Genomic DNA, 24,281 nt, shown 5'->3' on the forward strand with positions numbered 1-24,281 from the left:
GGGGGGGGGGGGGGGGGGGGGGGGGGGGGGGGGGGGGGGGGGGGGGGGGGGGGGGTTGGGGGGGGGGGGGGGGGGTGGGGGGGGGTGGGGTGGGGGGGGGGGTGGGGGGGGGGGGGGGGGGGGGGGGGGGGGGGGGGCCCGCCCCCCCGGGGCCGCCCCCCCCCCCCCCCGCACGTTCAGGAAAGGTCGGCCGTCACTGCAGGCCGGCCGTCTTGCACGCCGCCTGGTAGTCGGCGGTGCAGATCTGCGCCACGGTGTAGAAGTTGTCCGCGACGACCGTCGTCTTGATGTTCTCCTTGGTGACCGCGACCGGGGTCAGCAGGATCGACGGGACGTCCTTCTTGCCGTTGTTCACCGTCGCGTCGGCGCCGGTGACGTCCTTGCCCTGGGCCAGGGCGACCGCGATCTCGGCGGCCTTCTCGGCCTCCGGCTTGATCGCCTTGTAGACGGTCATGTACTGGTCGCCGGCGACGATCCGCTGGATCGCGGCGAGCTCGGCGTCCTGACCGGTGACCGGCGGGATCGGGGTGACGCCCGCGGCCTTCATCGCGGCGATCGCGCCACCGGCGGTGCCGTCGTTGGCCGCGTAGACGCCGACGAAGCCGGTCTTACCCAGCTTGGAGATCTGGCCGTCCATGAACGTCTGGGCGTTCTCCGGCTTCCACTCCTGGGTGAAGTACGGCGTGCTCGGCTGCGTGGTGAAGCCGGAGGTCTTCAGCACCGACTCGGCGCCCTTGTTGAAGAGCTTCGCGTTGTTGTCGGTCGGCGAGCCGTTGATCTCGACGATGTTGCCGCTGGTCTTGCCGTCCTTCTTGAGCTTCTCCACCAGCGAGGTCGCCTGCAGCGCGCCGACCTTCTCGTTGTCGAACGAGATGTAGTAGTCGACGTCCGCGCCGGTCACCAGCCGGTCGTAGGAGATGACCGGGACCTTCTTGGCCGCCGCGGTGGTGACGATGCTCGCGGCCGCCTGACCGTCGACCGGGTCGAGGACCAGGACCTTCGCGCCGTCGTTCAGCGCGGCCTCGGCCTGCTGCTGCTGCGTGTCGGTCTGCTGGTTGGCGTTGTTGTACACCACCTTGCAGGTCGAGCAGAGCGACTTGACCTTGGCCTCGAACAGCGGCTTGTCGAACTGCTCGTACCGGGTCGTCTGGGACTCCGGGAGCAGCAGGGCGATCTTGGCGGTGTCGCTGCTGCTGCCGGAGCCGGAACCGGAATCCGAGCTCTCGCAGGCTGCCGCGCTGAGCGCCAGCAGCACAGCAGCGGCAACAGCGACGCCGCGACGCAGAGTGAACACCAAACCTCCCAATGGGAAACCTTGCACCAGCGCACTCGGCCGGTGACCAGGAGACTCGTCGCGGGCCTTGGTTCTGTCAACCAACACCCATAACGGTTTGGTTTCGTCATGGACACGACACTTCACTGTATCGGTAAAGCCGACGAAAGCCTCGAAGAGTGCACTCCTTGGGACGCCTGAGCATTCAGTTTTGACGTCAGTTGACAGAACTGGCGACACACCGGAATATGCCCGCATGACTGACCAGGAGTCAGGTGTCACCGACCTCGGCGGTAATCAGCGCCGCTTGGCCGATGCCCTGCGGGCGATGGGACCGAGTACTCGCGCAGATCTGGCCTCCGCGACGGGACTCTCCAGAGCCACGGTCTCCACTACTCTCAGTGACCTCGCCGACCTCGGACTGGTCGTGGAACCCGGTGGAACCGCGCCCGCCGGGCCGGCCGGTGGACGTCCCGCCGCTGTCGTGCAGCTGGCTCCGGGCGCCGGCGTCGTGGCCGGTGTGGACATCGGACGGCGGCACGTGAACGTCGCCGTGGCCGACCTGGCCCACACCGTCATCGCCGAGCGCGGCGAACGCCTGGCACCGGACGAGGAGCACACCGCCTCGGTCATGCTCGATCGGGCGGCCGCGCTGGTCGTGGCCGCGGTCGAACAATCCGGGCACACGCTGGCCGACGTCATCGGCGTCGGGCTGGGGCTGCCCGCACCGGTCGTCAGCGGCACCGGGCTCCTCGGCGCGTCGAACATTCTGCCTGCGTGGGCGGGTCTCGCGCCGTCGCTGGAGCTCGGCGGGCGGCTCGGGCTACCGGTGCACGTCGAGAACGACGCCAATCTGGGAGCGCTCTCCGAGCACACTTGGGGCGCCGGCCGGGGGAGCAACGCGCTGGTCTATCTGAAGCTCGGTACCGGCATCGGTGGCGGTCTGGTGATCGACGGCCGGTTGTTCCGCGGGATCTCCGGCACCGCCGGAGAGATCGGCCACCTGAGCCTCGACGCGGCCGGCGACGTCTGCCGCTGCGGCAACCGCGGCTGTCTCGAGCTCGTCGCCGGTGGTGCGGCTCTGGTGGCGATCCTCGGCCGCGGCCGGCCCGAGATCCGTTCCCTGGCCGACGTCGTCCAGCTGATCGCCCAGGGTGACGCGCCGTGCCGGCGGCTGGTGGCGGACGCCGGATCGTCGATCGGCGTGGCGCTGGGCGGGCTGGTGAACCTGATCAACCCCGACCGGGTGGTCGTGGGGGGCGAACTGGCGGCCACCGGGCAAGTACTGCTCGATCCGCTGCGCCACGCGCTCGGGCGGTCGGCGGTGCCGAGCGCGGTCGAGGCGGTCGACGTGGTGCAGGGAACGCTCGGCGGCCGGGCCGAGGCGCTCGGAGCGGTCGCCCTGGTGCTGCGGGAGCCCTCGCCTAGCCGGTGACCAGCGTCCCCACGCACTCCACGTGGTGGGTCATCGGGAACGCGTCGAAGGCTCGCAGGTGCTGCAGCGTGTAGCCCTCTTCGGCGAACGTGGCGACGTCACGGGCGAACGCGGCCGGGTCGCACGCGACGTACGCGATCGCTCGCGGGGCCCGGGACGCGACCGCGCGGACGACCGCGGCACCGGCGCCGGAACGCGGCGGGTCGAGCACGACGAGGTCGGCCGGCTCACTGAGCCCGTGTGCCAGCGCGTGGTCGACGCGGGCGGTCACCACCGAGGCCCAGGACGTGTCGCGCAAGTTCCGGCGGGCGTCGTCGCAGGCATCGCGATCGGATTCGACCGCGACGACCCGGCCGGTGGGCCCGACCGCGTCCGCGAGTACCCCGGCGAAGAGCCCGGCGCCCGCGTAGAGGTCGAGCACGGACTCCCCCGGCTCCGGCGCCAGCGCTTCGGTGACCGCGCTGACCAGCGCATCCGGGGCCGCGGGGTGCACCTGCCAGAACCCGTCGGCGCGCACGTACCAGCGCCGGCCGGCCGCGATCTCGCGCACCCGCCGGTGCCCCCGGACCGAGTCCGCACCGGCCTTCACGACGGCGACCGACTCGGAAAGCTCCTCCGGCAGGTCCACGACGACCGCCGGCGCGGCCGGACGTCCGGATCCCCGCCGCGGGCCGCGTCCCCGCCCGGCGCCTCGCGCCCCACCCCGGCCGCGGCCGGGGTGTCGTCCGGGCCCGCCGCCGCGGGCGCCGGAAGCCTCGGTGTCGCCGGCCTCGAGGACGACGGCCTCGTCCCCGGCGGCCGACGCCACGGCCTCGACGCTGCCGAGTCCCGGCCAGCCCAGGTGGGTCACACCGAGCGCGTCGATCCGCGGGTCGGCGATCGGGCAGCTCTCGATCGGGAGAACCTCCCGCGACCGGTGCGGATGCAGCCCCGCCCGCCCGGACGCGTCGACCGCGAACCGCACCCGGGTCCGCCACCCCAGCGACCCGCCGGGCAGTTCCTCCACGCCGGCGAAGATCGACGCGACCCGCGCCGACGACAGCCCCCCGAGCCGGGTCAGCTGCTCCCGCACGACGTCGGCCTTCAACGAGCGCTGCGCGGACGGAGCCGCGTGCTGCAGATCGCACCCGCCGCACCCGCCCGGATGCGCGTACGGGCACGGCGGTTCGACCCGGGAGTCGGACGAACGCAGCACCGACACCGCGTCGGCCCGGCAGAACGACCCACCCCGGTCTTCGGTCACCCGGGCCACGACCCGTTCGCCCGGCAGGGCGTGCCGCACGAACACCACCCGGCCGTCGTGCCGCCCCACGCAGTGCCCGCCGTGCGCGACCGCCTCGACGTCCAGCTCGAACTCAGTACCGATCCACGAGGTCACGAGGAAGACGACTCCGGTTCCCGGGAGGCCGGCGTCTCCGCCGGAACCGATCGCTCGGTGTGCAGACCGCGGCGCACCGCACCCGGCCCCACCACCCGATCGGCCCGATCCGGATCGCGCTTCGCGGTCGACAGCAACTGCCAGGGCACGCTCGTCACCATCACCCCGGGCTCGAACAACAACCGGCCCTTGAGCCGCAACGCGCTCTGGTTGTGCAACAGGTGCTCCCACCAATGACCGACGACGTACTCCGGGATGAACACCGTGACGACGTCCCGGGGCGAATCCGTCCGCAGGCCGTGCACGAAGTCCAGGATCGGCCGGGTGATCTCCCGGAACGGCGACTCGACCACGGTCAGCGGCAGCTGGATGCCGCGCCGGTCCCATTCTTCCTGCAACGCGCGGGTCGACGCGTCGTCCACGTTGACCGTCACCGCGGTGAGCGTGTCCGGCCGGGTCGCCTTCGCGTAGGCCAGTGCCCGCAACGTCGGCTGGTGGAGCGTCGAGACGAGTACCACCGCGTGGTTGCGCGACGGCAGGATCGGCCTCTCGTCGGTCGGCCGCAGTTCCTCGGCCACCCGGGTGTAGTGCTTCCGGATCGCCAGCATCAGCAGGTAGATGAAGCCCATCGCGGCGATCGCGATCCACGCGCCCTGGGTGAACTTCGTGGCCAGCACGATGATCAGCACGGTGCCGGTCATCACCAGGCCGAACCCGTTGATCGCCTGGGACCGCCGCATCCGCCGCCGGACGGCCGGATCCCGTTCGACCCGGAGCAGCCGGTTCCAGTGCCGCACCATCCCGGTCTGGCTCAGCGTGAAAGAGACGAAGACGCCGACGATGTAGAGGTGGATCAGCGCGCTGGGATCGGCCTTGAACGCGACCAGCAGGATCCCGGCCGCGACCGCGAGGAACAGGATGCCGTTGCTGAACGCCAGCCGGTCGCCGCGGGTGTGCAGCTGACGCGGGAGGTACCGGTCCTGGGCCAGGATCGAGCCGAGCACCGGGAATCCGTTGAACGCGGTGTTCGCGGCGAGCACCAGGATCAGCGCGGTCATGAACGTGACGAAGTAGAAGCCGGGCGTGAAGCCCGCGAAGATCGCGTCGGCGAGCTGTGCGACGACGGTCTTCTGCACGTACCCGGCGGGCGCGCCGCCCAGCTGGGTCGCCGGGTTGTCCACGTACTGGAGGCCGGTCAGCCGGGCCAGCCAGATCATGCAGAGCATCATCGCGACCGAGATCAGCCCGAGCAGGAGCAGCGTCGTCGCCGCGTTCTTGCTCTTCGGCTTCCGGAACGCCGGTACGCCGTTGGAGATCGCCTCCACGCCGGTCAGCGCCGCGCATCCGGACGAGAACGCCCGGGCGAGCAGGAAGACCAGCCCGATGCCGGCCACCGTCTCCTCGCCGTGGAACTGGAAACCGGCGCTCTCGGCCCGGACCGTGTCGTCGAGCACGAAGATCTTGAGCAGGCCCCAGCCGACCATCCCGAAGATCGCGATCATGAACCCATAGGTGGGGATCGCGAACGCCACCCCGGATTCCCGGACCCCGCGCAGGTTCAGCGACGTCAGGACCGCGACCACCAAGACCGCGATCAGCTCCTGGTGGCCGTCGAGCGCCGGTACCGCGGACGCCAGGTTGTCGACGCCGGAGGCCACCGACACGGCCACCGTCAGCACGTAGTCGACGAGCAGCGCGCTCGCGACGACCAGCCCGAACCCGGGCCCGAGGTTGGTGTTGGCGACCTCGTAGTCACCGCCGCCGGACGGGTAGGCGTGGACGTTCTGCCGGTAGGACGCGACGACCGTCAGCAGAACGACGACCACGGCCAGGCCGATCCACGGCGAGAGGTGGTAGGTGGCCAGGCCCGCCGCGCTCAGCGTCGCGAAGATCTCCGCGGGTGCGTAGGCGACCGACGAGAGTGCGTCGGACGCGAACACCGGAAGCGCGACGCGCTTCGGCAGCAGGGTCTCGGCGAGCTTGTCGCTCCGGAGCGCCCGTCCGATGACGAGGCGCTTGAACACGGACGTCGGGGACGGCACCGCGCTAGCGTACGTCCGTCCCGCCCGGGCGAACGGGTCGGGCACCCCATCCGTACGCGGTACCCGATACACCCGTGTAGCGTCCAGCCCAGTCGGCCCGTACTGGCTCGGAAGGACTCCCCGAGGTGCACATAGTCATCATGGGCTGCGGCCGGGTGGGCTCCACGCTCGCGCAGAGCCTGGAGAAGCGCGGGCACACGGTGGCGGTCATCGACCAGAACCCCGACGCGTTCCGCCGCCTCGGCCCCGGCTTCTCCGGTTCCACGGTCACCGGCGTCGGCTTCGAACGGCCCACGCTCGAGGAGGCCGGCATCGAGCGGGCCGACGCGTTCGCCGCGGTGAGCAGCGGCGACAACTCGAACATCATCTCTGCGCGGCTGGCCCGCGAGACGTTCGGCGTCCAGCGGGTCGTCGCCCGCATCTACGACCCCCGCCGCGCGGCCGTCTACGAGCGTCTCGGCATCCCGACCGTCGCCACCGTCCGCTGGACGTCCGACCAGGTGCTGCGGTCGCTGCTCCCGGAGAGCTCGACCGAGAGCTGGCGGGACCCGTCCGGCTCGGTCGTCATGATCGAGCCGCCGCTGCACCCGGGCTGGCTCACCCGGAAGATCTCCGCGCTGGAGGAGGCGACCGGCTTCCGGGTCGCGTACCTGACCCGGTTCGGGGTCGGGCACCTCTGCAGCCGGTCGACCGTCATCCAGGAGGGCGACCGGATCTTCCTGCTGGTGCCCGAGGGCCAGACCGAGAAGGTCAGCGAGATCGCCGGCACCGCTCCGGCCGAGTCCAAGGAGCACTGATGCGCGTCGCGATCGCAGGGGCGGGCAACGTCGGACGCTCGGTCGCCAACGAGCTGGTCGAGAACGGCCACCACGTGCTGCTGATCGACCGCGACCCCCGGCAGATGCGCAGCCACCTCGTCCCCGAGGCCGAATGGGTGCTCGCCGACGCCTGCGAGCTCGCGTCGCTGGACGAGGCCGGGGTGGCCGGGTGTGACGTGGTCGTCGCCGCGACCGGGGACGACAAGGTCAACCTGGTCGTCTCGCTGCTGGCCAAGACCGAGTTCGCGGTCGGCCGGGTGGTGGCGCGGGTGAACCGGGCCGAGAACGAGTGGCTGTTCAACGACCAGTGGGGCGTTGACGTCTCGGTCAGCAAGCCACGGCTGATGGCGGCACTGGTCGAGGAGGCGGTCACGGTCGGCGACCTGGTCCGGCTGATGTCGTTCCGGCAGGGCCAGGCCAACCTGGTCGAGATCACGCTCGCGCCGGACGCCCCCTACGTCGGGCGTCCGCTGCGGGAGGTGCCGATCCCGTCCGACGTGGCGCTGGTCGCGATCCTCCGCGGCGCGCGGGTGCTGGTACCGACGCCGGACGACCCGCTGGAGTCCGGCGACGAGCTGATGTTCCTCTGCCCGCCGGACGCCGAAGACCGCGTGCACGCGGTCGTCAGCGGCGACGGCTCAACGCCGAACTGACACCGGCTCGTCGGCCTCGGCGGCGATCGCGCGGCGGCCGTACCAGACCGTGAACAGCAGGCAGGCCCCGAACATCGGCCAGCCCATCGCCAGCGAGGCCCAGCCCAGCGCGTCCGCGTTGTGCTGCAGCCAGAGGTAGATCTGCACCGCGGCCCGGATCGCGAACATCAACGCCCAGACCAGCGTGATCAGGTTGAACGCCCGCACGATCGGCCGCCGATCGCGCCACTCGGCCGGGATCTCGGCGATGAAACGCCACGCGTACCCGATCACCGGCCGCCGGATCAGCACGGACCCGGCGCACACCAGGGCCCCGCCGGAGTTGCGGGCGATGTTCAGCAGGTAGAAGTCTTCCGCCTGGCCGGTACGGGCGGCGATGAGCGCCGCGATCCCCACCGCGAACAGCCCGTTGAGCGCGTGCCGCACGGAATCGCGCTTGAGCAGCCGGTACCCCGCGATCAGCGCGGCGGATCCGACCGCCGCCCACAACGCCGGCTTCAGCGACGTCGCCATGTTGACGAGGACGAAGACGAGGACCGGCAGGCTGCTCTCGACCAGCCCCCGGATTCCTCCGAGCTGATCGCGGACCTGATCCGCGATCGAGAGTGGTTGCTCGTCGTCGTCGGCCCGCACCTCGTCCGGCGCCTCCGGCGGGGTGATCTTTACGCGACGCGGCGAACCACCGTGGGCGGGAACCGCACGGCCCGGGGCCGTCTCGGCCGGCGGGGCCGCGTGGCGGCCATAACCGGCCGGGTCGCCCGGCGGCACATCGGCGACCAGCTCGGCGGCCTCTTCGGCGATGATGTCCGCGACCCGGTTCGACGGGTGGTCGTCGCCGTAGACCGCCTGCTCGAGCGTCTCGTCCTCGGACTGCCGCTGCCCGGTTCCGGCGGATTCGGTGCGGTCGCCGGACGGCCGGGCGCGGTGGTCGGTCACGGTGTGGTCGGCTCCAGCGTGTAGGCGGGGTTGAAGATCACTTTACGTCCATCCCGCAGCGCGAGTCGGCCCTCGACCGTGAGCGACCGGCCGGGCTCGATCCCGGCGATCCGGCGCCGGCCGAGGAACACGATCGTCACCGAGCCGCTGCCGTCGAACAGCTCGGCCTCGAGCGTCGGCTGATTGGTACGTGGGGTGTACCGGACGGACGTCAACCGGCCGGTGACCGTGGTGAGGCGGCCCCGCGGGCAATCACAGACCTTTTCCGCCCCGGAACGCGCGCTGACCTGCTGGAGGTCTTCGGCGTCGAGTTCGCGGTCGGAGGCTGTGAACCGGCGGAGCAACCGTTTCAGCCCGGTCTCTTCGTGGGTCCGCGGCAGCGTGTCAGTCATGGTGGGCACCTCAGTGACGAATCGGCGCGGCTATGCCGTTTAACGCGTTTGCGTTCTCCGGTCATACCCGGTACCGCGCCGTCCTGATCAGGGTACGTCCCTATTCCTCCGCGACAACCGCCAACTGTGTCACATCCCCGGCAGCCCGGCGCCGGTGAGACTTCTGGGATGGGATGGGACAGCGTGGGACGCCGATCCCGGCCACCGAAAGCGATCTTCTCCGCACACTGAGCGCCGTTCACGGGGGAACTCAGTCAAGGAGAGAGCGACGTGTTAACCACTCGAGCGGCCCGGATGGTTCGGGCCCTCCTGCTCGCGGCGGCGCTGGTCGCCGGCGTGCTCAGCGCCTCGCCGGCGCAGGCGGCCGCACCGGCCGCGATCAACCTGCTGTCGAGCTCGTGCCCCACCGACATCGTCCAGGGACAGACCAGCGGCTGCGTCACCGAGCTGCAGAACCTGCTCAACGCACACGGCGCGAACATCTCGGTCGACGGCAACTTCGGCGGCGGAACGCTGGCCGCGGTCAAGCAGTTCCAGGCGTCGGCGGCGATCGGCGTCGACGGCCGGGTCGGTCCGATCACCAAGGACAAGCTCTACATCTTCAGCGGCCTGTACCCGGCCCCGGTCGATCTGCGCTCGGCGAGCTGCCCGGCCGACGTGGTCCGGGGCCAGAACAGCGGTTGCGTCGTCGAACTGCAGAACCTGCTGCGGCACTACGGGTTCCGGGTCGAGGTCGACGGCGACTTCGGTCCGGCGACCGAGAGCGCGGTCCGCAGCTTCCAGTCGGCCAACGGCCTCGGGGTCGACGGCCGGGTCGGTCCGCAGACCAAGGCCGCGCTGTACAACTTGGACGAAGGTCCGTCGCAGGGCCTCGGGGTGGATCTCCGGTCGTCCGCGTGCCCGTCCAACATCGTGCAGGGACAGTCGGGGCTGTGCGTCTCGACGCTGCAGTCGCTGCTGAACGGCAAGGGCCAGAGCGTCTCGGTCGACGGCGAGTTCGGACCGAACACCGCGGCCGCCGTCCGGGCGTTCCAGTCGTCGGCCGGCATCGGTGTGGACGGTGAGGTCGGAGCGCAGACCAAGGCCGCGCTCTACGCCGGCACGTCCGGTGTCCCGTCGCCGATCAACCTGAACTCGTCGTCCTGCCCGACCGACATCGTCAAGGGCCAGAAGAGCGGCTGCGTCACCGAGCTGCAGAGCCTGCTCAACCACCACGGCGCCGCACTGGCCGTCGACGGTGACTTCGGCGGGCTCACCGACTCGGCCGTGCGCCGCTTCCAGTCCGACGCGGGCCTCTCGGTCGACGGCCGGGTGGGCCCGAACACGAAGGCCGCGCTCTACGGGGTCGTGACGCCGCCGTCCTCGCCCCCGCCGGGTGGCGGGTACTCGGCGATGCTGCGGGTCGCCCAGGCCGAGGCGGACGCCGGCGTCCGCGAGGGCAGCGCGCGGGCGAACTCGTACGGCCAGTCGGTCGGGCTCTCGATCTCGACCAGCGGGTACGCGTGGTGCGCGGTGTTCGTCAGCTGGGTCGCCCAGCAGACCGGCGCCACGGACTTCCGGCACAGCTACGTCTACAACTGGGTCAAGGCGGCCCGGGCCGGCCAGCACGGTCTCTCGGTGACGACGAGCCCGGCGCCGGGCGACATCGTGGCGTTCGACTGGGACGGCAACAACAACTACACCGGCGGCCAGGAGCACATCGGCATCGTCCGGAGCGTCAGTGGTTCGTCGTTCACCACCGTCGAGGGCAACACCCACGTCGAGGGCAACGACAACAGCGGTGACGGCGTCTACGTCCGCAACCGGCGGACCGACTCCAACTACAACGTCCTCTTCATCCGCGTCCGCTGATGCAGCGAGCCAACTAGGTCCGGCCCTTTCGGCGGCTCGGCGCGGGTGACCGGCCGTCGTCAGGGTTCGAAGCGGTAGCCCATGCCGGCCTCGGTGATGAGGTAGCGGGGGTGGGACGGGTCGGGCTCCAGCTTGCGGCGCAGCTGGGCGATGTACACGCGCAGGTAGTTGCTCTCGTCACCGTAAGCGGGGCCCCAGACCTCGCGGAGCAACTGCTTGCGCGGCACCAGCCGCCCCGGGTTACGGACCAGGACCTCGAGCATCCCCCACTCGGTCGGTGTCAGCCGTACGTCGGCGCCACCGGCCGTGACCCGCTTCGCGGCGAGGTCGACGGTGAACGCGCCGGTGGTGACGACGACCGCGTCCGGGGCCGGGGCGGCCCGCCGCAGCGCCGCCCGGAGCCGCGCCAGCAACTCGTCCATGCCGAACGGCTTCGTCACGTAGTCGTCGGCGCCGGCGTCCAGCGCCAGCACCTTGTCGTCGCTGTCCTGCCGGGCCGAGAGCACCACGATCGGGCCGGTGAACCACGGCCGCAGCCCTTCGATGACCTCGATCCCGTCCAGATCGGGCAGGCCGAGGTCGAGCACGATCAGCTCGGGACGCTTGGAGGCCGCCGCCTCCAGCGCGGCCTTCCCGGTGGCCGCGACCTCGACGTCGTAGCCGCGGGCCCGCAGCGTGATCCGCAGCGCGCGCAGCAGTTGCGGTTCGTCGTCGACCACCAGGACGCGGGTCACTCGTCCACCTCCGGTGACGGCTTCCCGACCGGGAGCGAGACCACCATCGTCAGCCCTCCGCCAGGGGTGTCCTCCGGCTCCAGCGTCCCGCCCATCGCCTCGACGAACCCGCGAGCGACCGCCAGCCCGAGGCCGACCCCGTTCCCGGCCGGCCGGTCGCCGAGCCGCTGGAACGGGCCGAAGACCCGGTCGCGGTCCTCCTCCGGGATGCCCGGCCCGGTGTCGACCACCCGCACCTCGACGCGGTCGCCGAGCGTGCTGGCCCGGACGACCACCGGCGCACCGGCACCGTGCCGCACCGCGTTGCTCACCAGGTTCGCCACCGCCCGCTCCAGCAGGCCCGGGTCGGCGAGCACCGGCGGCAGCGTTTCCGGGACCTCGATGCCGATCCCCGGGACGCCCGCGTCGGCGACCGCCCGCGGCACCACCTCGTCCAGCGTGATCTCGCGGCGCAGCGGGTCGACGGCCCCGGTCTGCAGGCGGCTCATGTCGAGCAGGTTGTCGATCAGCGCGACGAGCTGGTCGGAGGACTCGTCGATCGTCGCGTGCAACTCGTCGACGTCGTCGGGATCGAGCTCCACGGTGTCCATGCGCAGCGCCGAGATCGCGGCCTTGATCGACGCGAGCGGCGTCCGCAGGTCGTGGCTGACCGCGGCGAGCAGGGCGGTCCGCATCCGGTTGCCCTCGGCCAGCTCCGCCGCCTCGGCGGCCCGGACGCTCAGCCGGGCCTGCCGGAGCGCGATCGCGGCCTGGGCGGCGAACGCGGCCAGCACCCGCCGGTCGGACGCCGCCAACCGGCGGCCCCGCAGCACCAGGTGCAGTGTCTCGTCGACCGGTACGTCGACGTCCCCGGTCTCGGACGGCGTCCCCACGCTGTCGATCACCGTCCAGCGCCCGTCGGTGCGCTCCAGCAGCGTCACCGCGTCCTGCCCGAACGCGTCCCTGACCTGCGTCAGCAGCGCCGGCAGCGCCCGGCCGCCGGCCAGGACCCCGCGGCTGAGCGCGGAGAGCATCTCGGCCTCGGCCTGCGCCCTGGACGCCTCCCGGCGCCGTCGCGCGGACACGTCGACGACCCCCGCGACCGACAGCGCGACCAGCACGAACACGCTCAGCGCGACGAGGTTGTCGAATTCGGCGATCGCGAACGTCCGGACCGGTGGGGTGAAGAAGAAGTTGACCAGCACCGTGCCGGCCGCGGCCGCGAACACCGCCGGGTAGCCGCCGCCGACCAGCGCGACCGCCACCACGAAACCGAGGAACAGCAGCAGCTCGCTGGAGAGGTCGAGCTGACCCTGGACCGCCTCGAGCACCAACGTGAGGACCGGCAGGCCGATCACCGCCAGCACGAACCCGTAGATCCGCCGCCGGGCGGTCAGGCCGCCGGTCAGCTGCGGCAAGCGCAGCCGTCGCTGCCCGGCCGCCTCCGCGTGCGTCACCATGTGGACGTCGATCGGGCCGGATCTCGCGGTCACTCGCGAGCCGATTCCCTCCGACAGCGCCCGCTGCCAGCGCGGACGGCGGCTGGTGCCGAGCACCAGCTGGGTCGCGTTGGCCCCGCGGGCGAAGTCGAGCAGCGCGGCCGGGACGTCGTCGCCGACCACCGCATGGAACGTGCCGCCGAGCGACTCGGTCAGCTCGCGCTGCCGCTCGACCCGGGCCGGGTCGGCGCCGGTCAGGCCGTCGCCGCGCGAGATGTGGACGGCGAGCAGGTCGCCGCTCTGGCTGCGCGCGGCGATCCGGGCCGCGCGGCGGATCAGCGTGTCGCCCTCGGGACCACCGGTGACCGCGACGACGACCCGTTCGCGGGCCTCCCAGACGCCCTGGATGTCGTGCTCGTCGCGGTACCGGCGGAGGGCCTCGTCGACCTTGTCGGCCGTCCAGAGCAGCGCGAGCTCGCGCAGCGCGGTCAGGTTGCCGATCCGGAAGTAGTTGCCGAGCGCGGCGTCGATCTTGTCGGCTCGGTAGATGTTGCCGTGGGCCATCCGGCGGCGGAGCGCCTCCGGGGCCATGTCGACCAGCTCGACCTGGTCGGCGGCCCGGACCACGGCGTCCGGGACCGTCTCGCGCTGCGGGACGCCGGTGATCGTCCGGACGACGTCGTTCACCGACTCCAGGTGCTGGATGTTGACGGTGGAGACGACCTCGACGCCGGCGTCGAGCAGAGCTTCGACGTCCTGCCAGCGCTTGGCGTGGCGGCTGCCCGGGACGTTCGTGTGAGCGAGCTCGTCGACCAGCGCGATCTCCGGGCGCCGGGCCAGCACCGCGTCGAGGTCCATCTCCTCGAACTCGGCCTCGCGGTAGGTGACGCGCGAGCGCGGGACGATCTCGAGGTCCCGGACCTGCGCGGCGGTCTCGGCCCGGCCGTGCGTCTCGACGAACCCGACGACGACGTCGGCTCCGCGCGCGGCCCGCCGGCGGCCCTCCTCGAGCATCCGGAACGTCTTGCCGACGCCGGGCGCCGCGCCGAGGTAGATCCGCAACGTGCCCCGTGCCATCTCGCCTCCGTCCGCCCGTAGCCGTGGTGCCCACCGTCGTCCCCCGAGATCCTCCACCCGCACGCCCGCCCGGCCACGCATCCTCCGGCACGCCGTCCCGCCGCGCGCACGGCACGGCGGGCGGGGCGAGTGCGCGTCCGGGCGGCGGCACGACGAGGCCCGGCCCGCTCGAACGCGGGCCGGGCCTCGGAGAAACTCAGTCCTGCTGGCTCGCCGCCTGCTCGACGACGTCCCGCGGCAACTGCAGCGGCAGCGGATCGCGCACCGGCATCGCGTCGTCACCGCGAACCACGACCACCTGGCGCACCGACTCCATCAGCTGCGGCCCGGCAGCCGGATCGGCCGCCGCCGCACCGGTGAACGTGGCCCGCAGGAACCACCGCGGCCCGTCCACCCCCACGAACCGCAACAGCTGCTTGCTGCCATCCGGCACCTTCACCATCGCGCGCAGTTCCGGGCCGAACTCGCCGTGCTCGTGCTCGACGACACCGCCCTCGGCGCGGATGCCGGCCTCGAGCTCGTCCCGCACCTCGTCCCAGATGCCCTCGGTGCGCGGTGCCGCGAACGCCGCCAGCTCGAGCGCGCTGGCCCCGTCGGTCAGTACGACCGAGGCGACCTGGCCCTGCTGGTTGGCCTCGACCCGCAGCTCCACGTCCTGGAGCGTCGGGACCCGCAAAGCGCCCAGATCGACGCGCTGTACGTCGTCAGAGGGTACGGACTCGGCATCCCACGGACCGATGCCCGGCTCGGTCTCGAGGCCGCCGGCCTCGAGCTCCTCTTCCCGGCCGTCCGCCGCGTGCCGGCCACGCCGACGTCGAAACACCCGTTACTCCTCTCCTGCGGGGACCAGGGCGCGGTGCCCCCCGGTCGAACCGTGGCCACCCGCCCCCCGGACCGATTCCGGCAGCGCGGGCGCCACCCGGAATTCGGCCCGCTCGACGCGCTGCACGACGAGCTGGGCGATCCGGTCGCCGCGCGCGAGTGTCACGGTCTCGGTGGGATCGAGGTTGATGAGGTTCACCTTGATTTCGCCCCGGTATCCAGCATCGACGGTACCGGGTGCATTCACGATCGAAACCCCGAACCGCGCGGCCAGGCCCGACCGCGGGTGCACGAAACCGGCGTAGCCCTCGGGGAGCGCAATCGCCACACCGGTCGCGACGAGAGCGCGCTGTCCGGGAGCCAGCGTGACGTCCTCGGCGGTCACCAGGTCGGCCCCGGCGTCACCCGGGTGCGAGTACGCCGGCGGGGGCAGATCCGGGTCGAGGAGTTGTACGAGTACTTCGACGGTCATCCGGTTCCGTTCACGTATGGACAGGGCCGTCCGGGACGATACCCATCCCCGGCTCTAGGCTGGCGCTATGCCTACCCGACCGGCCGTCGAGACCGCCACGCACCGGGAACGGTGGACGGTGCCGTGGTGGGGCTGGGTCGGCGCGCTCGCGCTCGCGGTGTTGCTCGCGGCCGAGATCCACCTCGGGCAGCCGGGCGTGCGGGCCTGGCTGCCGTACGTCGTACTGGTGCCGTTGGCGCTGGTCTCGGTCGCGGCGCTGAGCCGGATCACGCTCGCGGTCGGCGACGACGAACTCCGCGTCGACGACGCCCACATCCCGCGCCGGTTCCTGCTCGCGGCCGAGTCGCTGAACGCCGACGAGCGCCGCGAAGCGCTCGGCCCGGAACTCGACCCGGTCGCGTTCGTCGTCCACCGGCCCTGGGTGCGGGGCACCGTCCGGGTCTATCTGGACGACCCGGACGACCCCACGCCGTACTGGATCGTCTCGTCCCGTCGCCCGGAGCAGTTGCTGCAGGCCCTCGACCTGCCGCTCCCGGCGCCGGAAGAGCCCTAACGCAGCGCCTTTCGCTGCTGTTTCCGCAGGTCTTCGCGTACCTCGTCGCCCAGCTTGCGGGTGGCGCGCCGGTTCAGCTCGGCACCGATCGCCGCCCCGGTGAGCAGCGGGCCGAGCGTCGTCAGATTGCGTCCCATCCGGCGCAGCAGCCGATCGCGCAACTCCTTGCGCAGACCGGCGCCGAGCACGGTGCTGAATCCGCGTCCGGCCTGGAGCAGCGTGACTCCGCGGCGGCGGGCCCAGGCTCCGAGCAGCGCGCTGCCGCGCTCGCTCGCCGATCCGCCGACCGGGAGTCCGTAGACCTCGTGCAGCTCGGCGATCAGTTTGACCTCGACCGCCACGACCGCGGCCGTCTCGACCGTGATCAGCACCGGCGCGGACAACAGGGCCGGCGGCGCGGTCCACTCGACCGCGGCGACGCTGCCACCGGCGGCACCGAGGCCGGCCGTGGTGCGGGAGGCGTTACGGATCAGCGCGTCGGCCAGATCCTCGCCCGTCTTGCCGTCGAAGTGGCGGCGCAGCGTGTCCAGGTCGCGAATCGCGAGGTGGGGCGCAGCGGCGATGACGAGATCGGCGGCCCAGTTGGCGGCGGCACGGGGGCCGCGGAACGCGCGTCCGGCCCCTTTGCCGAGGCCGGTGACCGCGCGGCCGAGCAGCTTCCGGCGATCGGCGGGCTCGAGATCCGAATTGGCCAGCCCGGCCAGCGCATCGGCGGTCTCGGGCGAGACGGGGTTCTCCGGAGTGAGCGTTCCGGACGAGTCCGCGTCGGTCTCGACGGACTGCGCCGGGTCGGTGTCAGTAGGAGCGGTGGGTTCGTGCGGTGTCGTCATGGCGGCGATCCCTCGGGGCTAGCGGGGTAAGTGCCGGCGCGGTACCGACGATTGTCGGATACCCGCGCCACTGGCACCGCCCTTGCTCTACCCCGAACGGCCGGGGGCCTACCCCCGGGTGCCCCGGCCGTTGCCAGTTCTCTGCGGCCCTCCGGGGGCTCAGGCCGCACATTCGGTGCAGACGTACTGGCCGTTCTTCTCTTCGGCCAGCTGGCTGCGGTGGTGGACGAGGAAGCACTGCGAACAGCGGAACTCGTCGTTCTGCATCGGCAGAACCTTGACCGTGAGCTCTTCGCCGGACAGATCTGCGCCCGGCAGTTCGAAGCCCTCGGCAACCTCAGCCTCGTCGACGTCCACACTGCCGGACTGCGAATCGGTCCGGCGTGCCTTCAGCTCCTCGAGGCTGTCCTCGCCGATCTCCGATTCCTCGGTTCGACGTGGCGCGTCGTAGTCGGTGGCCATCGTGGTCCTCTTCTTTCTTTCGGTTTGACAGCCCGGATCGCGCCGTCAACGGCCAGGCTCCCCGGCCAGGTAGGAAACCCGTTCGACCCGGCGAGCGCGGAACCTTACCGTTTCCAGCGCCCCTAATACGCACAGCCCACCGGATGTGTTCCCGATGTGATCGAGGTGACACCGATGCCCGTCTTCCCTGCACCACGGCGAAGCCGAGCTCGGCTCCGCCGCCTCGGCTGGTCGGACGAATGGGACGCACGGTACCGGATGGCTACGGCAACTGGCAGATCCCCCACGACGCCGGATTCCCGGGTCGCGGATGGGCACCTTACCCAATGGATCGACGAAATCGGGGGCACCCGACCGGGTCGTTCACCAGGCGGGACGCGGACCGTACGCGGATACGGCGAACCGACGTACCGGATGTGGCCCGGGGCGACTCCTGTGCCGGCCCGCGTCGCAGCGGTCGACAGCTCTGGTTGTCGCTGTCTCACCGCTGCCGGTCCGGTGCTCGCCGTGCCTGCTCGCGAGCTATTTCCGGTGGTGGGCGATTGGGCGGTGCTGGCCGGTGACGACCTGATCGCGGTGCTGCCACGGGCGTCCGCGGTCCGCCGGGGCCGCGGCCCGGACGACGTCCGCGGGGAGGTACTCGCCGCCAATCCGGACGTGGTGCTGGTGGTGCTCGCATTCTCCCCCGATCTGACTCCCGAGCCGGTCGAGCGGATGCTCGCGCTCGCCGCCGCGAGCGGCGCGGACCCGGTGCTGGTGCTCAGCCAGGTCGACCTCGCGCCCGACGGTGCCGTCCTGCGTTCGGTGCTCGCCGATCTCGCAGTGCTCGCCGAGAACTGCCCGGGCACCCCGGTCGTCGGCGTCAGCACGGTCCCCGGCCACCCCGGCGAGGCCGGTCTGCCGCGCCTGCGGCGGCTCCTCCCGGTCGCCACGACCGCGGCGGTCGTCGGTCCTCCGGGTTCCGGCAAAACCGCTCTGGTGGACGCTCTGGCCGGCACCGGATCCGGGTCCGGGCTGGTGTTGCTCCCGGGCGGTGGCGTCCTGCTGGACACGCCGGGTTGCGCGGCGGGCGAGCCGGGCACCGACGCCGACTGGCTGGCCGAGCGCTACCTGACCCGGACCAGGGCGGCCTCCCGGGCGCGGTGGCGGGCGGGTCCCCGCGGCGGCCGCCGGCCTCTGGCCGGTGGCGCCTGAGCCCCTCGCCGGGCCGGTCGGGGGCCCGCCCGGGTGCTGCTGGTCACGACCCCGTTGCCAGGTGATTACCCGGGATGACCCGGGACGCTACAGTCTGGCCCCATGACGACCGGGGTGGTGGGGCGGTGAGCCTGGCGCGTGTCAGGGCGCTGACGGTAATCGGTGTTCTGGCGCTCGTCGCCGTCATCACGGTGGTGTGGGCGATCGTCACCGACGACCAGACCGGGACGACGGCGGCCGGGTGCAACACCGTGCAGACGAAGATTCCCAACCCCAAACAGGTTCGGGTCCGCGTCTACAACGGCACCGACGAGACCGGGCTGGCGACGACCGTCCAGAAGGAGCTGAAGAAGCGCGGATTCCAGGTGATCGCGGTCGGCAACGACCCGCAGAACGAGCCCGTCACCCAGACCGCGCAGATCCGCTACGGCCCGACCGGCGCCGGTGCCGCCCAGCTCCTCCAGGCGACGGTCCTGGGCAGCGTCATCGTCGACGACGCCCGGGAAGACAACTCGGTCGACGTCGTGCTCGGCATCGCCTACAAGGAGCTCACCGCGGAGAAGGACGTGCCGGCCGCGCTGGCCAACCTCGAACCGCCGCAGCCCACCGCGACCCCGGTGGCCTGTTAGTCCTGCGACACGAGCAGGTCGTGCAACTCCTGGTGGATGGTGGACGGGGCCACCAGCGTCATGTCGGTGCCCGCCGGTGCGCCGCGCAGCCCGGTGACGAGTAGCCCCGCCTCCTCCGCCACCAGGCCGCCCGCCGCGCTGTCCCACGGGTTCAGGCCCTGCTCGTAGAACGCGTCCAGCCGTCCCTCGGCGGCCGCGCACAGGTCCAGGGCGGCCGACCCGATCCGCCGGATGTCGCGGATCCGGGGCAGCACCCGCAGCAGCACCTCGGCCTGGCGCTGACGCCGCTCGGCCGCGTACCCGAAGCCGGTGCCGACGAGTGCCCGGCTCAGCTCGGTCACGCCCGATCCCCGCAGACGCTGCCCGTCCCGCCAGGCCCCGCCACCCCGGACGGCCGTCCACTCCTCACCGGTCACGACGTTGCGCACCACGCCGGCGACCACGACGCCGTCCACCTCGGCCGCCAGCGACACCGCGTACGCCGGTATCCCGTACACGAAGTTGACCGTGCCGTCGATCGGGTCGAGCAGCCAGCGCACGGCGTCCGCCCCGGCTTCGTCACCCACCGGGCGGAAGCCACCTTCCTCTCCCAGCACGAGATCTCCCGGCCGCGCCGCGGCCAGTCCCTGCACCACGAGCCGTTCCGCGGCCCGATCGGCCTCGGTGACCGGGTCCGTCGGCGTCGATTTGGTCTCGATCGACGTCACGGCCGCGGATCGCGAATCCCCGACCAGGGTGGCCGCGCGCCGCACCAGATCGATTGCGAGACTCAGCAATTCGGGTGAACCCGTTGTCGCCATTTGCGGTCACAACTCCTAGCTGAATCGATCGCTGAATCGTTCCCTGCTGGTCACGGCGAATCTTGCCCCGTGGCGGTCGTGGCCAGAACACCGGAACCCGACGTACAGTCCACGACGGCGCGAAGCCCCGCTAGGCCGGGCGGCCCCCACCAACCGGACGGAACGGTATGGACCGACGGTGGGAACCGACTCCCGCAACCCGGCGGTACAATTCGTTGCCACCACCGGGAAGCAATCGCCCCGGAGGACGCTCCTGGAGATCAGCCCCCCGGTCAGTCCCTTGACCGGTGAGGTGTGTGCCCCGCCGCACCGACACGTGGAAGGTCACTTCGTGACAGACGCCGACCGCACCCCTCCGCGGGCCGACATCGTCCGTTCCCTCGTCGACACGCTGACAGCGCGGGCGGGTGATACCGCCTCTCTCACCTCCAACGAGGTGGCGCGGGTGCTCGGTGGGGCGGGGGTTTCACCCGCTCAGGGAAAGAAGATCCTGCAGGGCCTGTCGATGGCGGGTGTCACCGTCGTGGTCGACGGCTCCGCCGATCCGCGTCCCACCCGCCGCCGGGTGGCCGCCGCTCGTGCGGCGACGACGCCGGCGTCGAAGGCGACGACCGCCAAGACGACCCGCCGCCCCGGCCCTCCGGCCGCTGGTGCGCCCGCTGAGGCGGTCGCTGCCGCTCCGGCCGAGGCGCCCGCAACTCGTGGCCCGGTGAAGCGCACGGCGGCCAAGAAGGCCGCTCCGGGCGCCGGGCCCGCCGCCGGTGGCAAGCCCGCCGACGGCGCCCCCGCCACCGGCCCGGCGACTGACGGCCCCGCCGACGGCGAGGCCGTGGTCGCCGCCGACGGCGAGGAAGAGGAGTTCGCGTTCGACGAGGAAGAGGAGGAGTCGGAGGCGCTGAAGCAGGCGCGCAAAGACGCCGAGCTCACCGCGTCCGCCGACTCCGTCCGGGCCTACCTCAAGCAGATCGGCAAGGTCGCGCTGCTCAACGCGGAGGAGGAGGTCGACCTCGCCAAACGGATCGAGGCCGGTCTCTACGCCGCCGAGCGCATGCGCCAGGGCGAAGACCGCGGCGAGAAGATGCAGCACCAGCTTCGCCGCGACCTGAACTGGATCATCCGCGACGGCGAGCGCGCCAAGAACCACCTGCTCGAGGCGAACCTCCGTCTGGTGGTGTCGCTGGCCAAGCGCTACACCGGCCGCGGCATGGCGTTCCTCGACCTGATCCAGGAAGGCAACCTGGGTCTGATCCGCGCGGTCGAGAAGTTCGACTACACCAAGGGCTACAAGTTCTCGACGTACGCCACGTGGTGGATCCGGCAGGCGATCACCCGCGCGATGGCCGACCAGGCGCGGACGATCCGTATCCCGGTGCACATGGTCGAGGTCATCAACAAGCTCGGCCGCATACAGCGTGAGCTGCTGCAGGACCTGGGTCGCGAGCCCACGCCGGAAGAGCTCGCCAAGGAAATGGACATCACCCCCGAGAAGGTGCTGGAGATCCAGCAGTACGCCCGGGAGCCGATCTCGCTCGACCAGACGATCGGCGACGAGGGCGACAGCCAGCTCGGTGACTTCATCGAAGACTCCGAAGCCGTGGTGGCGGTCGACGCGGTCAGCTTCACGCTGCTGCAGGACCAGCTCCAGTCGGTGCTGCAGACGCTGTCCGAGCGCGAGGCCGGCGTCGTCCGTCTGCGATTCGGCCTGGCCGACGGCCAGCCGCGGACGCTGGACGAGATCGGTCAGGTCTACGGCGTGACCCGGGAGCGGATCCGCCAGATCGAGTCGAAGACGATGTCGAAGCTGCGCCACCCGTCGCGGTCGCAGGTTCTTCGGGACTACCTCGACTGAGTCACTTATCCGTTACTGTGCGTGACGGGACGGCGCCCGGGCGGGTGCCGTCCCGACCGCTTTCCGGCCGGGGAACCGGGCGATGAACGACGGGGAAACCACCCTGCGAGGGCCTGAACGGGCCCTGTCGGCGTGTTCCAACTTGGTGACCGGCGCGTGTCGAAACGGGGCCAACCGGGGTGTTTTGCGGCATAAATCCCGCATGTACGGGAAGTGTTTCGCCGGGCCAGGATGTCTGTCCGAGATCCGATCTCCGCAGAACCGATTCGCGTGGCACTCTGGTGGTGGGACCGCCGGTCATCGTGCGCGGCGGGCCCGAGACACCTGGTCACTCGCTGTGTGACATGGAACATGCCGGTGGATCAGGAACGTCTCAGCACACTGATGTGTTGGACGATGTGTGAGCGGTAAGAACATCGAACAGCACGGTGAGAGCAGAGGAGGAGGCCAATGACCCCGACCCTGACCCCGCCGCCGACCGAGGCGCCGTCAGCTGGCGAGCGTTGTGACCGGTGCGGTGCGGCAGCCAAGGTCCGGGCAGTTCTGCCCGGCGGCGGCGACCTCGTCTTCTGCGGACATCACGGACAGAAGTACGCCAAAGACCTCGAAAAGGTCGCGGTAAGCATTCTCCGTGCAGAGGACTAAGTCCAACCAAGTCGACTAACGCCCCCCGGCCTAGGCCGGGGGGCGTTGTCGTTGCTCGAACCTGGAGCCCGCCGAGGGCGGCGCTGACATCCGCGCCACACGACGCCGCGTACACGTCGTACTCAAGTCGTGTGGCGCGGCTGTCAGCGTCGTTCTCAGCGGGCCGCCCACCTAAGACCAGGTCTGGATGGTGGCGATTCGTTCTTCCAGCTGCTCGATGGTGGCTTGGGCGCTGGGGGGGCCGCCGCAGAGGCGGCGGAGTTCGGCGTGGATCTGGCCGTGCGGACGGTTCGTGCGGTGGTGCTGCGCCGCGACCAGCGTGTTGAGCTGCTTGCGCAGCATCTGCCGCCGCGCGAAGCTCGACGTCGGTACGGCCACGGGCTCCGGCACCGCCGGACCGCCGGCCGCCTTCCGGTCGGCCGCGGCCCTCTTCTGCGCCGCCACCTGGTCGGCCTGACGCTTCGACAGCAGCGTCGAGATCTGATCCGACGTCAGCAGCCCGGGTAGCCCGAGGTACTCCTCCTCCTCGGCCGTGCCGGGCGCGGCCCCGGTACCGAACGACGCGCCGTCGTAGATCACCTGGTCCAGATGCGCGGACGCGGAGAGCGCGGTGAACTTCGGCTTGTCGTCGGTGTCTTCGTCCTCCTGCTTGTTCGCGGCCGCGACCAGGTCGTCGTCGAGCAGCTTCTCCCGGTGCGGACGGTCGAGCACGTGATCACGCTCGACCTCCATCTCACCGGCCAGCCCCAGCAGCACCGGGACGCTCGGCACGAAGATCGTCGCGGTCTCCCCCAGACGGCGGGCGCGGACGAACCGCCCGATCGCCTGAGCGAAGTAGAGCGGGGTGCTGGCGCTGGTCGCGTAGACGCCCACCGCGAGCCGCGGGATGTCGACACCCTCGGACACCATCCGGACCGCCACCATCCAGCGGTCGTCGGACGCCCCGAACGCGGCGATCTTGGCGCTCGCCGTGCCGTCGTCGGACAGCACGACGACCGGCGCCTTCCCGGTGACCTTCCGGAGCAACTCGGCGTAGGCCTTGGCCGAGGCGTGGTCGGTCGCGATGACGAGCCCACCGGCGTCAGCCATCCCGTGCTGCCGGACGACCGTGAGCCGGGCGTCGGCGGCTCGAAGCACCTGCGGCATCCAGTCGCCACGCGGGTCGAGCGCCGTCCGCCAGGCCTGCGCGGTCTGTTCGGACGTCAGCGGCTCTCCCAGGCGGGCGGAGAGCTCCTCGCCCGCGCTGGTACGCCATCGGGCCTCGCCCGAGTAGGCCAGGAACAGCACCGGCCGGACGACGTTGTCGCGCAAGGCGTCCGCGTAGCCGTAGCTGGAGTCCGAGCGGGAGCGGGTCAGCCCGTTGCGGTCGCGCTCGTACTGGACGAACGGGATCGGGTTGGCGTCCGAACGGAACGGCGTTCCGGTCAGGGCCAGGCGGCGGGTCGCGGGCGCGAACGCCTCCCGTACGCCCTCTCCCCACGTCCGGGAGTCACCGGCGTGGTGGATCTCGTCCAGGATCACCAGCGTGGAGCGGGCCGTGCAGCGGCGCCGGTGGATCGCCGGGTACAGCCCGACCTGGGCGTACGTCACGACGATGCCGTGGAAGTCCGACGAGGTGATGCCGCTCGACGAGAACGTCGGGTCGAGCTGGATGCCGACCCGGGCCGCCGCCTGCGCCCACTGGGTCTTCAGGTGCTCGGTCGGAGCGACGACCGTGATCTGACTGACGGTCCGGTCGGCGAGCAACTCGGCCGCGATACGGAGTGCGAACGTCGTCTTACCAGCGCCCGGGGTCGCGACCGCGAGAAAGTCCTCAGGTGACCTGCGGAGATACTCCACGAGTGCCTTGCGCTGCCAGGTACGCAGCGGCGGAGCCGCTCCCCCGACCGTGCCGGCCGAGGCGTCCACTGGGTTGGCCGTCAAACCACAACCTCCACGCCAGGTAGCCGAACACCAGTGCGCCCCCGGGCGGCTGTTCGCGGCGCGAGGGCTGACGCCGAGCCTACCCGAGGACATCG

Annotated in this window: 22 protein-coding genes; 9 read left to right on the forward strand and 13 right to left on the reverse strand. The window is 71.5% G+C overall.

The features are described from left to right. Positions 1-193: 193 nt before the first annotated feature. Positions 194-1,294, reverse strand: coding sequence for a sugar ABC transporter substrate-binding protein (locus tag ACIBZJ_RS24315; RefSeq protein ID WP_395933266.1), 1,101 nt, complete (start codon positions 1,292-1,294; stop codon positions 194-196). A 235-nt stretch (positions 1,295-1,529) separates the two neighbouring features. Between ACIBZJ_RS24315 and ACIBZJ_RS24320 the strand changes: the two genes are divergently transcribed. Continuing rightward, on the forward strand, positions 1,530-2,708 hold the full coding sequence (locus ACIBZJ_RS24320; RefSeq protein ID WP_395933268.1) for an ROK family protein: 1,179 nt from the start codon (positions 1,530-1,532) through the stop codon (positions 2,706-2,708). On the opposite strand, the gene ACIBZJ_RS24325 is transcribed toward ACIBZJ_RS24320, so the two are convergent. Both ACIBZJ_RS24325 and ACIBZJ_RS24330 read right to left on the reverse strand, forming a co-directional pair. After that, the gene (locus ACIBZJ_RS24325; RefSeq protein ID WP_395933270.1) at positions 2,698-4,086 is read right to left on the reverse strand and encodes a class I SAM-dependent RNA methyltransferase; all 1,389 of its coding nucleotides are present in this window, start codon (positions 4,084-4,086) and stop codon (positions 2,698-2,700) included. The genes ACIBZJ_RS24320 and ACIBZJ_RS24325 overlap by 11 nt on opposite strands. Beyond that, a complete protein-coding gene (locus ACIBZJ_RS24330; protein WP_395933272.1) occupies positions 4,083-6,128 on the reverse strand; it encodes an APC family permease in 2,046 nt (681 codons plus the stop codon). Before ACIBZJ_RS24330 ends, ACIBZJ_RS24325 begins: the two co-directional genes overlap by 4 nt. 125 nt (positions 6,129-6,253) lie before the next feature. Between ACIBZJ_RS24330 and ACIBZJ_RS24335 the strand changes: the two genes are divergently transcribed. After that, positions 6,254-6,925 carry a potassium channel family protein gene (locus ACIBZJ_RS24335; RefSeq protein WP_395933274.1) on the forward strand — a complete coding sequence of 224 codons (672 nt, stop codon included), beginning with the start codon at positions 6,254-6,256 and terminating at the stop codon, positions 6,923-6,925. Further along, entirely contained in the window at positions 6,925-7,599 is a 675-nt protein-coding gene (locus tag ACIBZJ_RS24340; RefSeq protein ID WP_395933276.1) for a potassium channel family protein, read from the forward strand. The genes ACIBZJ_RS24335 and ACIBZJ_RS24340 overlap by 1 nt, the downstream gene beginning before the upstream one ends. Here the strand turns inward: ACIBZJ_RS24340 and ACIBZJ_RS24345 are convergent. Both ACIBZJ_RS24345 and ACIBZJ_RS24350 read right to left on the reverse strand, forming a co-directional pair. After that, on the reverse strand, positions 7,585-8,535 hold the full coding sequence (locus ACIBZJ_RS24345; protein WP_395933278.1) for a DUF3159 domain-containing protein: 951 nt from the start codon (positions 8,533-8,535) through the stop codon (positions 7,585-7,587). The two genes, ACIBZJ_RS24340 and ACIBZJ_RS24345, sit on opposite strands and share 15 nt — an antisense overlap. Then, complete coding sequence (locus ACIBZJ_RS24350) at positions 8,532-8,927, reverse strand: OB-fold nucleic acid binding domain-containing protein (RefSeq protein ID WP_395933280.1); 396 nt, start codon at positions 8,925-8,927, stop codon at positions 8,532-8,534. Before ACIBZJ_RS24350 ends, ACIBZJ_RS24345 begins: the two co-directional genes overlap by 4 nt. A gap of 270 nt (positions 8,928-9,197) precedes the next feature. On the opposite strand from ACIBZJ_RS24350, the gene ACIBZJ_RS24355 reads away from it, so the two are divergent. Continuing rightward, a complete protein-coding gene (locus tag ACIBZJ_RS24355) occupies positions 9,198-10,778 on the forward strand; it encodes a peptidoglycan-binding protein (RefSeq protein WP_395933282.1) in 1,581 nt (526 codons plus the stop codon). Between the two features lie 59 nt (positions 10,779-10,837). Here the strand turns inward: ACIBZJ_RS24355 and ACIBZJ_RS24360 are convergent, their stop codons facing one another. From ACIBZJ_RS24360 to dut, 4 genes are all read right to left on the reverse strand, one after another. After that, a complete protein-coding gene (locus ACIBZJ_RS24360) occupies positions 10,838-11,512 on the reverse strand; it encodes a response regulator (protein ID WP_395933284.1) in 675 nt (224 codons plus the stop codon). Continuing rightward, entirely contained in the window at positions 11,509-14,007 is a 2,499-nt protein-coding gene (locus tag ACIBZJ_RS24365; protein ID WP_395933286.1) for an ATP-binding protein, read from the reverse strand. The genes ACIBZJ_RS24360 and ACIBZJ_RS24365 overlap by 4 nt, the downstream gene beginning before the upstream one ends. 196 nt (positions 14,008-14,203) lie before the next feature. After that, positions 14,204-14,830, reverse strand: coding sequence for a DUF3710 domain-containing protein (locus ACIBZJ_RS24370; RefSeq protein WP_395933288.1), 627 nt, complete (start codon positions 14,828-14,830; stop codon positions 14,204-14,206). Between the two features lie 3 nt (positions 14,831-14,833). Continuing rightward, positions 14,834-15,301 (reverse strand): dUTP diphosphatase, encoded by a 468-nt coding sequence (gene dut, locus ACIBZJ_RS24375; protein ID WP_395933290.1) that lies wholly within the window; start codon positions 15,299-15,301, stop codon positions 14,834-14,836. Positions 15,302-15,368: 67 nt separating this feature from the next. Between dut and ACIBZJ_RS24380 the strand changes: the two genes are divergently transcribed. After that, on the forward strand, positions 15,369-15,854 hold the full coding sequence (locus ACIBZJ_RS24380) for a DUF3093 domain-containing protein (protein ID WP_395933293.1): 486 nt from the start codon (positions 15,369-15,371) through the stop codon (positions 15,852-15,854). Here ACIBZJ_RS24380 and ACIBZJ_RS24385 read toward each other — a convergent pair. Beyond that, positions 15,851-16,684 carry a hypothetical protein gene (locus tag ACIBZJ_RS24385; RefSeq protein WP_395933295.1) on the reverse strand — a complete coding sequence of 278 codons (834 nt, stop codon included), beginning with the start codon at positions 16,682-16,684 and terminating at the stop codon, positions 15,851-15,853. The genes ACIBZJ_RS24380 and ACIBZJ_RS24385 overlap by 4 nt on opposite strands. Positions 16,685-16,843: 159 nt before the next feature. Beyond that, complete coding sequence (locus ACIBZJ_RS24390) at positions 16,844-17,146, reverse strand: DUF4193 domain-containing protein (protein ID WP_035856868.1); 303 nt, start codon at positions 17,144-17,146, stop codon at positions 16,844-16,846. 507 nt (positions 17,147-17,653) lie between these two features. Here ACIBZJ_RS24390 and rsgA point away from each other — a divergent pair. Next, on the forward strand, positions 17,654-18,340 hold the full coding sequence (gene rsgA, locus ACIBZJ_RS24395; protein WP_395933297.1) for a GTPase RsgA: 687 nt from the start codon (positions 17,654-17,656) through the stop codon (positions 18,338-18,340). A gap of 125 nt (positions 18,341-18,465) precedes the next feature. Continuing rightward, positions 18,466-18,969: a LytR C-terminal domain-containing protein gene (locus ACIBZJ_RS24400; protein ID WP_395933299.1), complete on the forward strand. Its 504-nt coding sequence runs from the start codon at positions 18,466-18,468 to the stop codon at positions 18,967-18,969. On the opposite strand, the gene ACIBZJ_RS24405 is transcribed toward ACIBZJ_RS24400, so the two are convergent. Further along, on the reverse strand, positions 18,966-19,769 hold the full coding sequence (locus ACIBZJ_RS24405; RefSeq protein WP_395933301.1) for an inositol monophosphatase family protein: 804 nt from the start codon (positions 19,767-19,769) through the stop codon (positions 18,966-18,968). The two genes, ACIBZJ_RS24400 and ACIBZJ_RS24405, sit on opposite strands and share 4 nt — an antisense overlap. A 331-nt stretch (positions 19,770-20,100) precedes the next feature. Here ACIBZJ_RS24405 and ACIBZJ_RS24410 point away from each other — a divergent pair, with 331 nt between their 5' ends. Together ACIBZJ_RS24410 and ACIBZJ_RS24415 are read left to right on the forward strand one after the other, a co-directional pair. Then, positions 20,101-21,618 carry an RNA polymerase sigma factor gene (locus ACIBZJ_RS24410; RefSeq protein ID WP_395933303.1) on the forward strand — a complete coding sequence of 506 codons (1,518 nt, stop codon included), beginning with the start codon at positions 20,101-20,103 and terminating at the stop codon, positions 21,616-21,618. Between the two features lie 450 nt (positions 21,619-22,068). Continuing rightward, positions 22,069-22,263, forward strand: coding sequence for a hypothetical protein (locus ACIBZJ_RS24415; RefSeq protein WP_395933305.1), 195 nt, complete (start codon positions 22,069-22,071; stop codon positions 22,261-22,263). A gap of 171 nt (positions 22,264-22,434) precedes the next feature. On the opposite strand, the gene ACIBZJ_RS24420 is transcribed toward ACIBZJ_RS24415, so the two are convergent. After that, entirely contained in the window at positions 22,435-24,279 is a 1,845-nt protein-coding gene (locus tag ACIBZJ_RS24420; RefSeq protein ID WP_395933307.1) for a DEAD/DEAH box helicase, read from the reverse strand. Positions 24,280-24,281 lie beyond the last annotated feature (2 nt).

It is taken from the genome of Cryptosporangium sp. NPDC051539, assembly GCF_044454545.1.
GTDB lineage: Bacteria > Actinomycetota > Actinomycetes > Mycobacteriales > Cryptosporangiaceae > Cryptosporangium.

What these genes read in the sequence shown, in the direction of transcription:
- ACIBZJ_RS24420 (WP_395933307.1), bottom strand. Translation starts at nt 24,279, where the DNA reads ATGTCCTCGGGTAGGCTCGGCGTCAGCCCTCGCGCCGCGAACAGCCGC.
- ACIBZJ_RS24365 (WP_395933286.1), bottom strand. Translation starts at nt 14,007, where the DNA reads ATGGCACGGGGCACGTTGCGGATCTACCTCGGCGCGGCGCCCGGCGTC.
- ACIBZJ_RS24415 (WP_395933305.1), top strand. Translation starts at nt 22,069, where the DNA reads ATGACCCCGACCCTGACCCCGCCGCCGACCGAGGCGCCGTCAGCTGGC.
- ACIBZJ_RS24405 (WP_395933301.1), bottom strand. Translation starts at nt 19,769, where the DNA reads ATGGCGACAACGGGTTCACCCGAATTGCTGAGTCTCGCAATCGATCTG.
- ACIBZJ_RS24320 (WP_395933268.1), top strand. Translation starts at nt 1,530, where the DNA reads ATGACTGACCAGGAGTCAGGTGTCACCGACCTCGGCGGTAATCAGCGC.
- dut (WP_395933290.1), bottom strand. Translation starts at nt 15,301, where the DNA reads ATGACCGTCGAAGTACTCGTACAACTCCTCGACCCGGATCTGCCCCCG.
- ACIBZJ_RS24340 (WP_395933276.1), top strand. Translation starts at nt 6,925, where the DNA reads ATGCGCGTCGCGATCGCAGGGGCGGGCAACGTCGGACGCTCGGTCGCC.
- ACIBZJ_RS24380 (WP_395933293.1), top strand. Translation starts at nt 15,369, where the DNA reads ATGCCTACCCGACCGGCCGTCGAGACCGCCACGCACCGGGAACGGTGG.
- ACIBZJ_RS24390 (WP_035856868.1), bottom strand. Translation starts at nt 17,146, where the DNA reads ATGGCCACCGACTACGACGCGCCACGTCGAACCGAGGAATCGGAGATC.
- ACIBZJ_RS24385 (WP_395933295.1), bottom strand. Translation starts at nt 16,684, where the DNA reads ATGACGACACCGCACGAACCCACCGCTCCTACTGACACCGACCCGGCG.
- ACIBZJ_RS24350 (WP_395933280.1), bottom strand. Translation starts at nt 8,927, where the DNA reads ATGACTGACACGCTGCCGCGGACCCACGAAGAGACCGGGCTGAAACGG.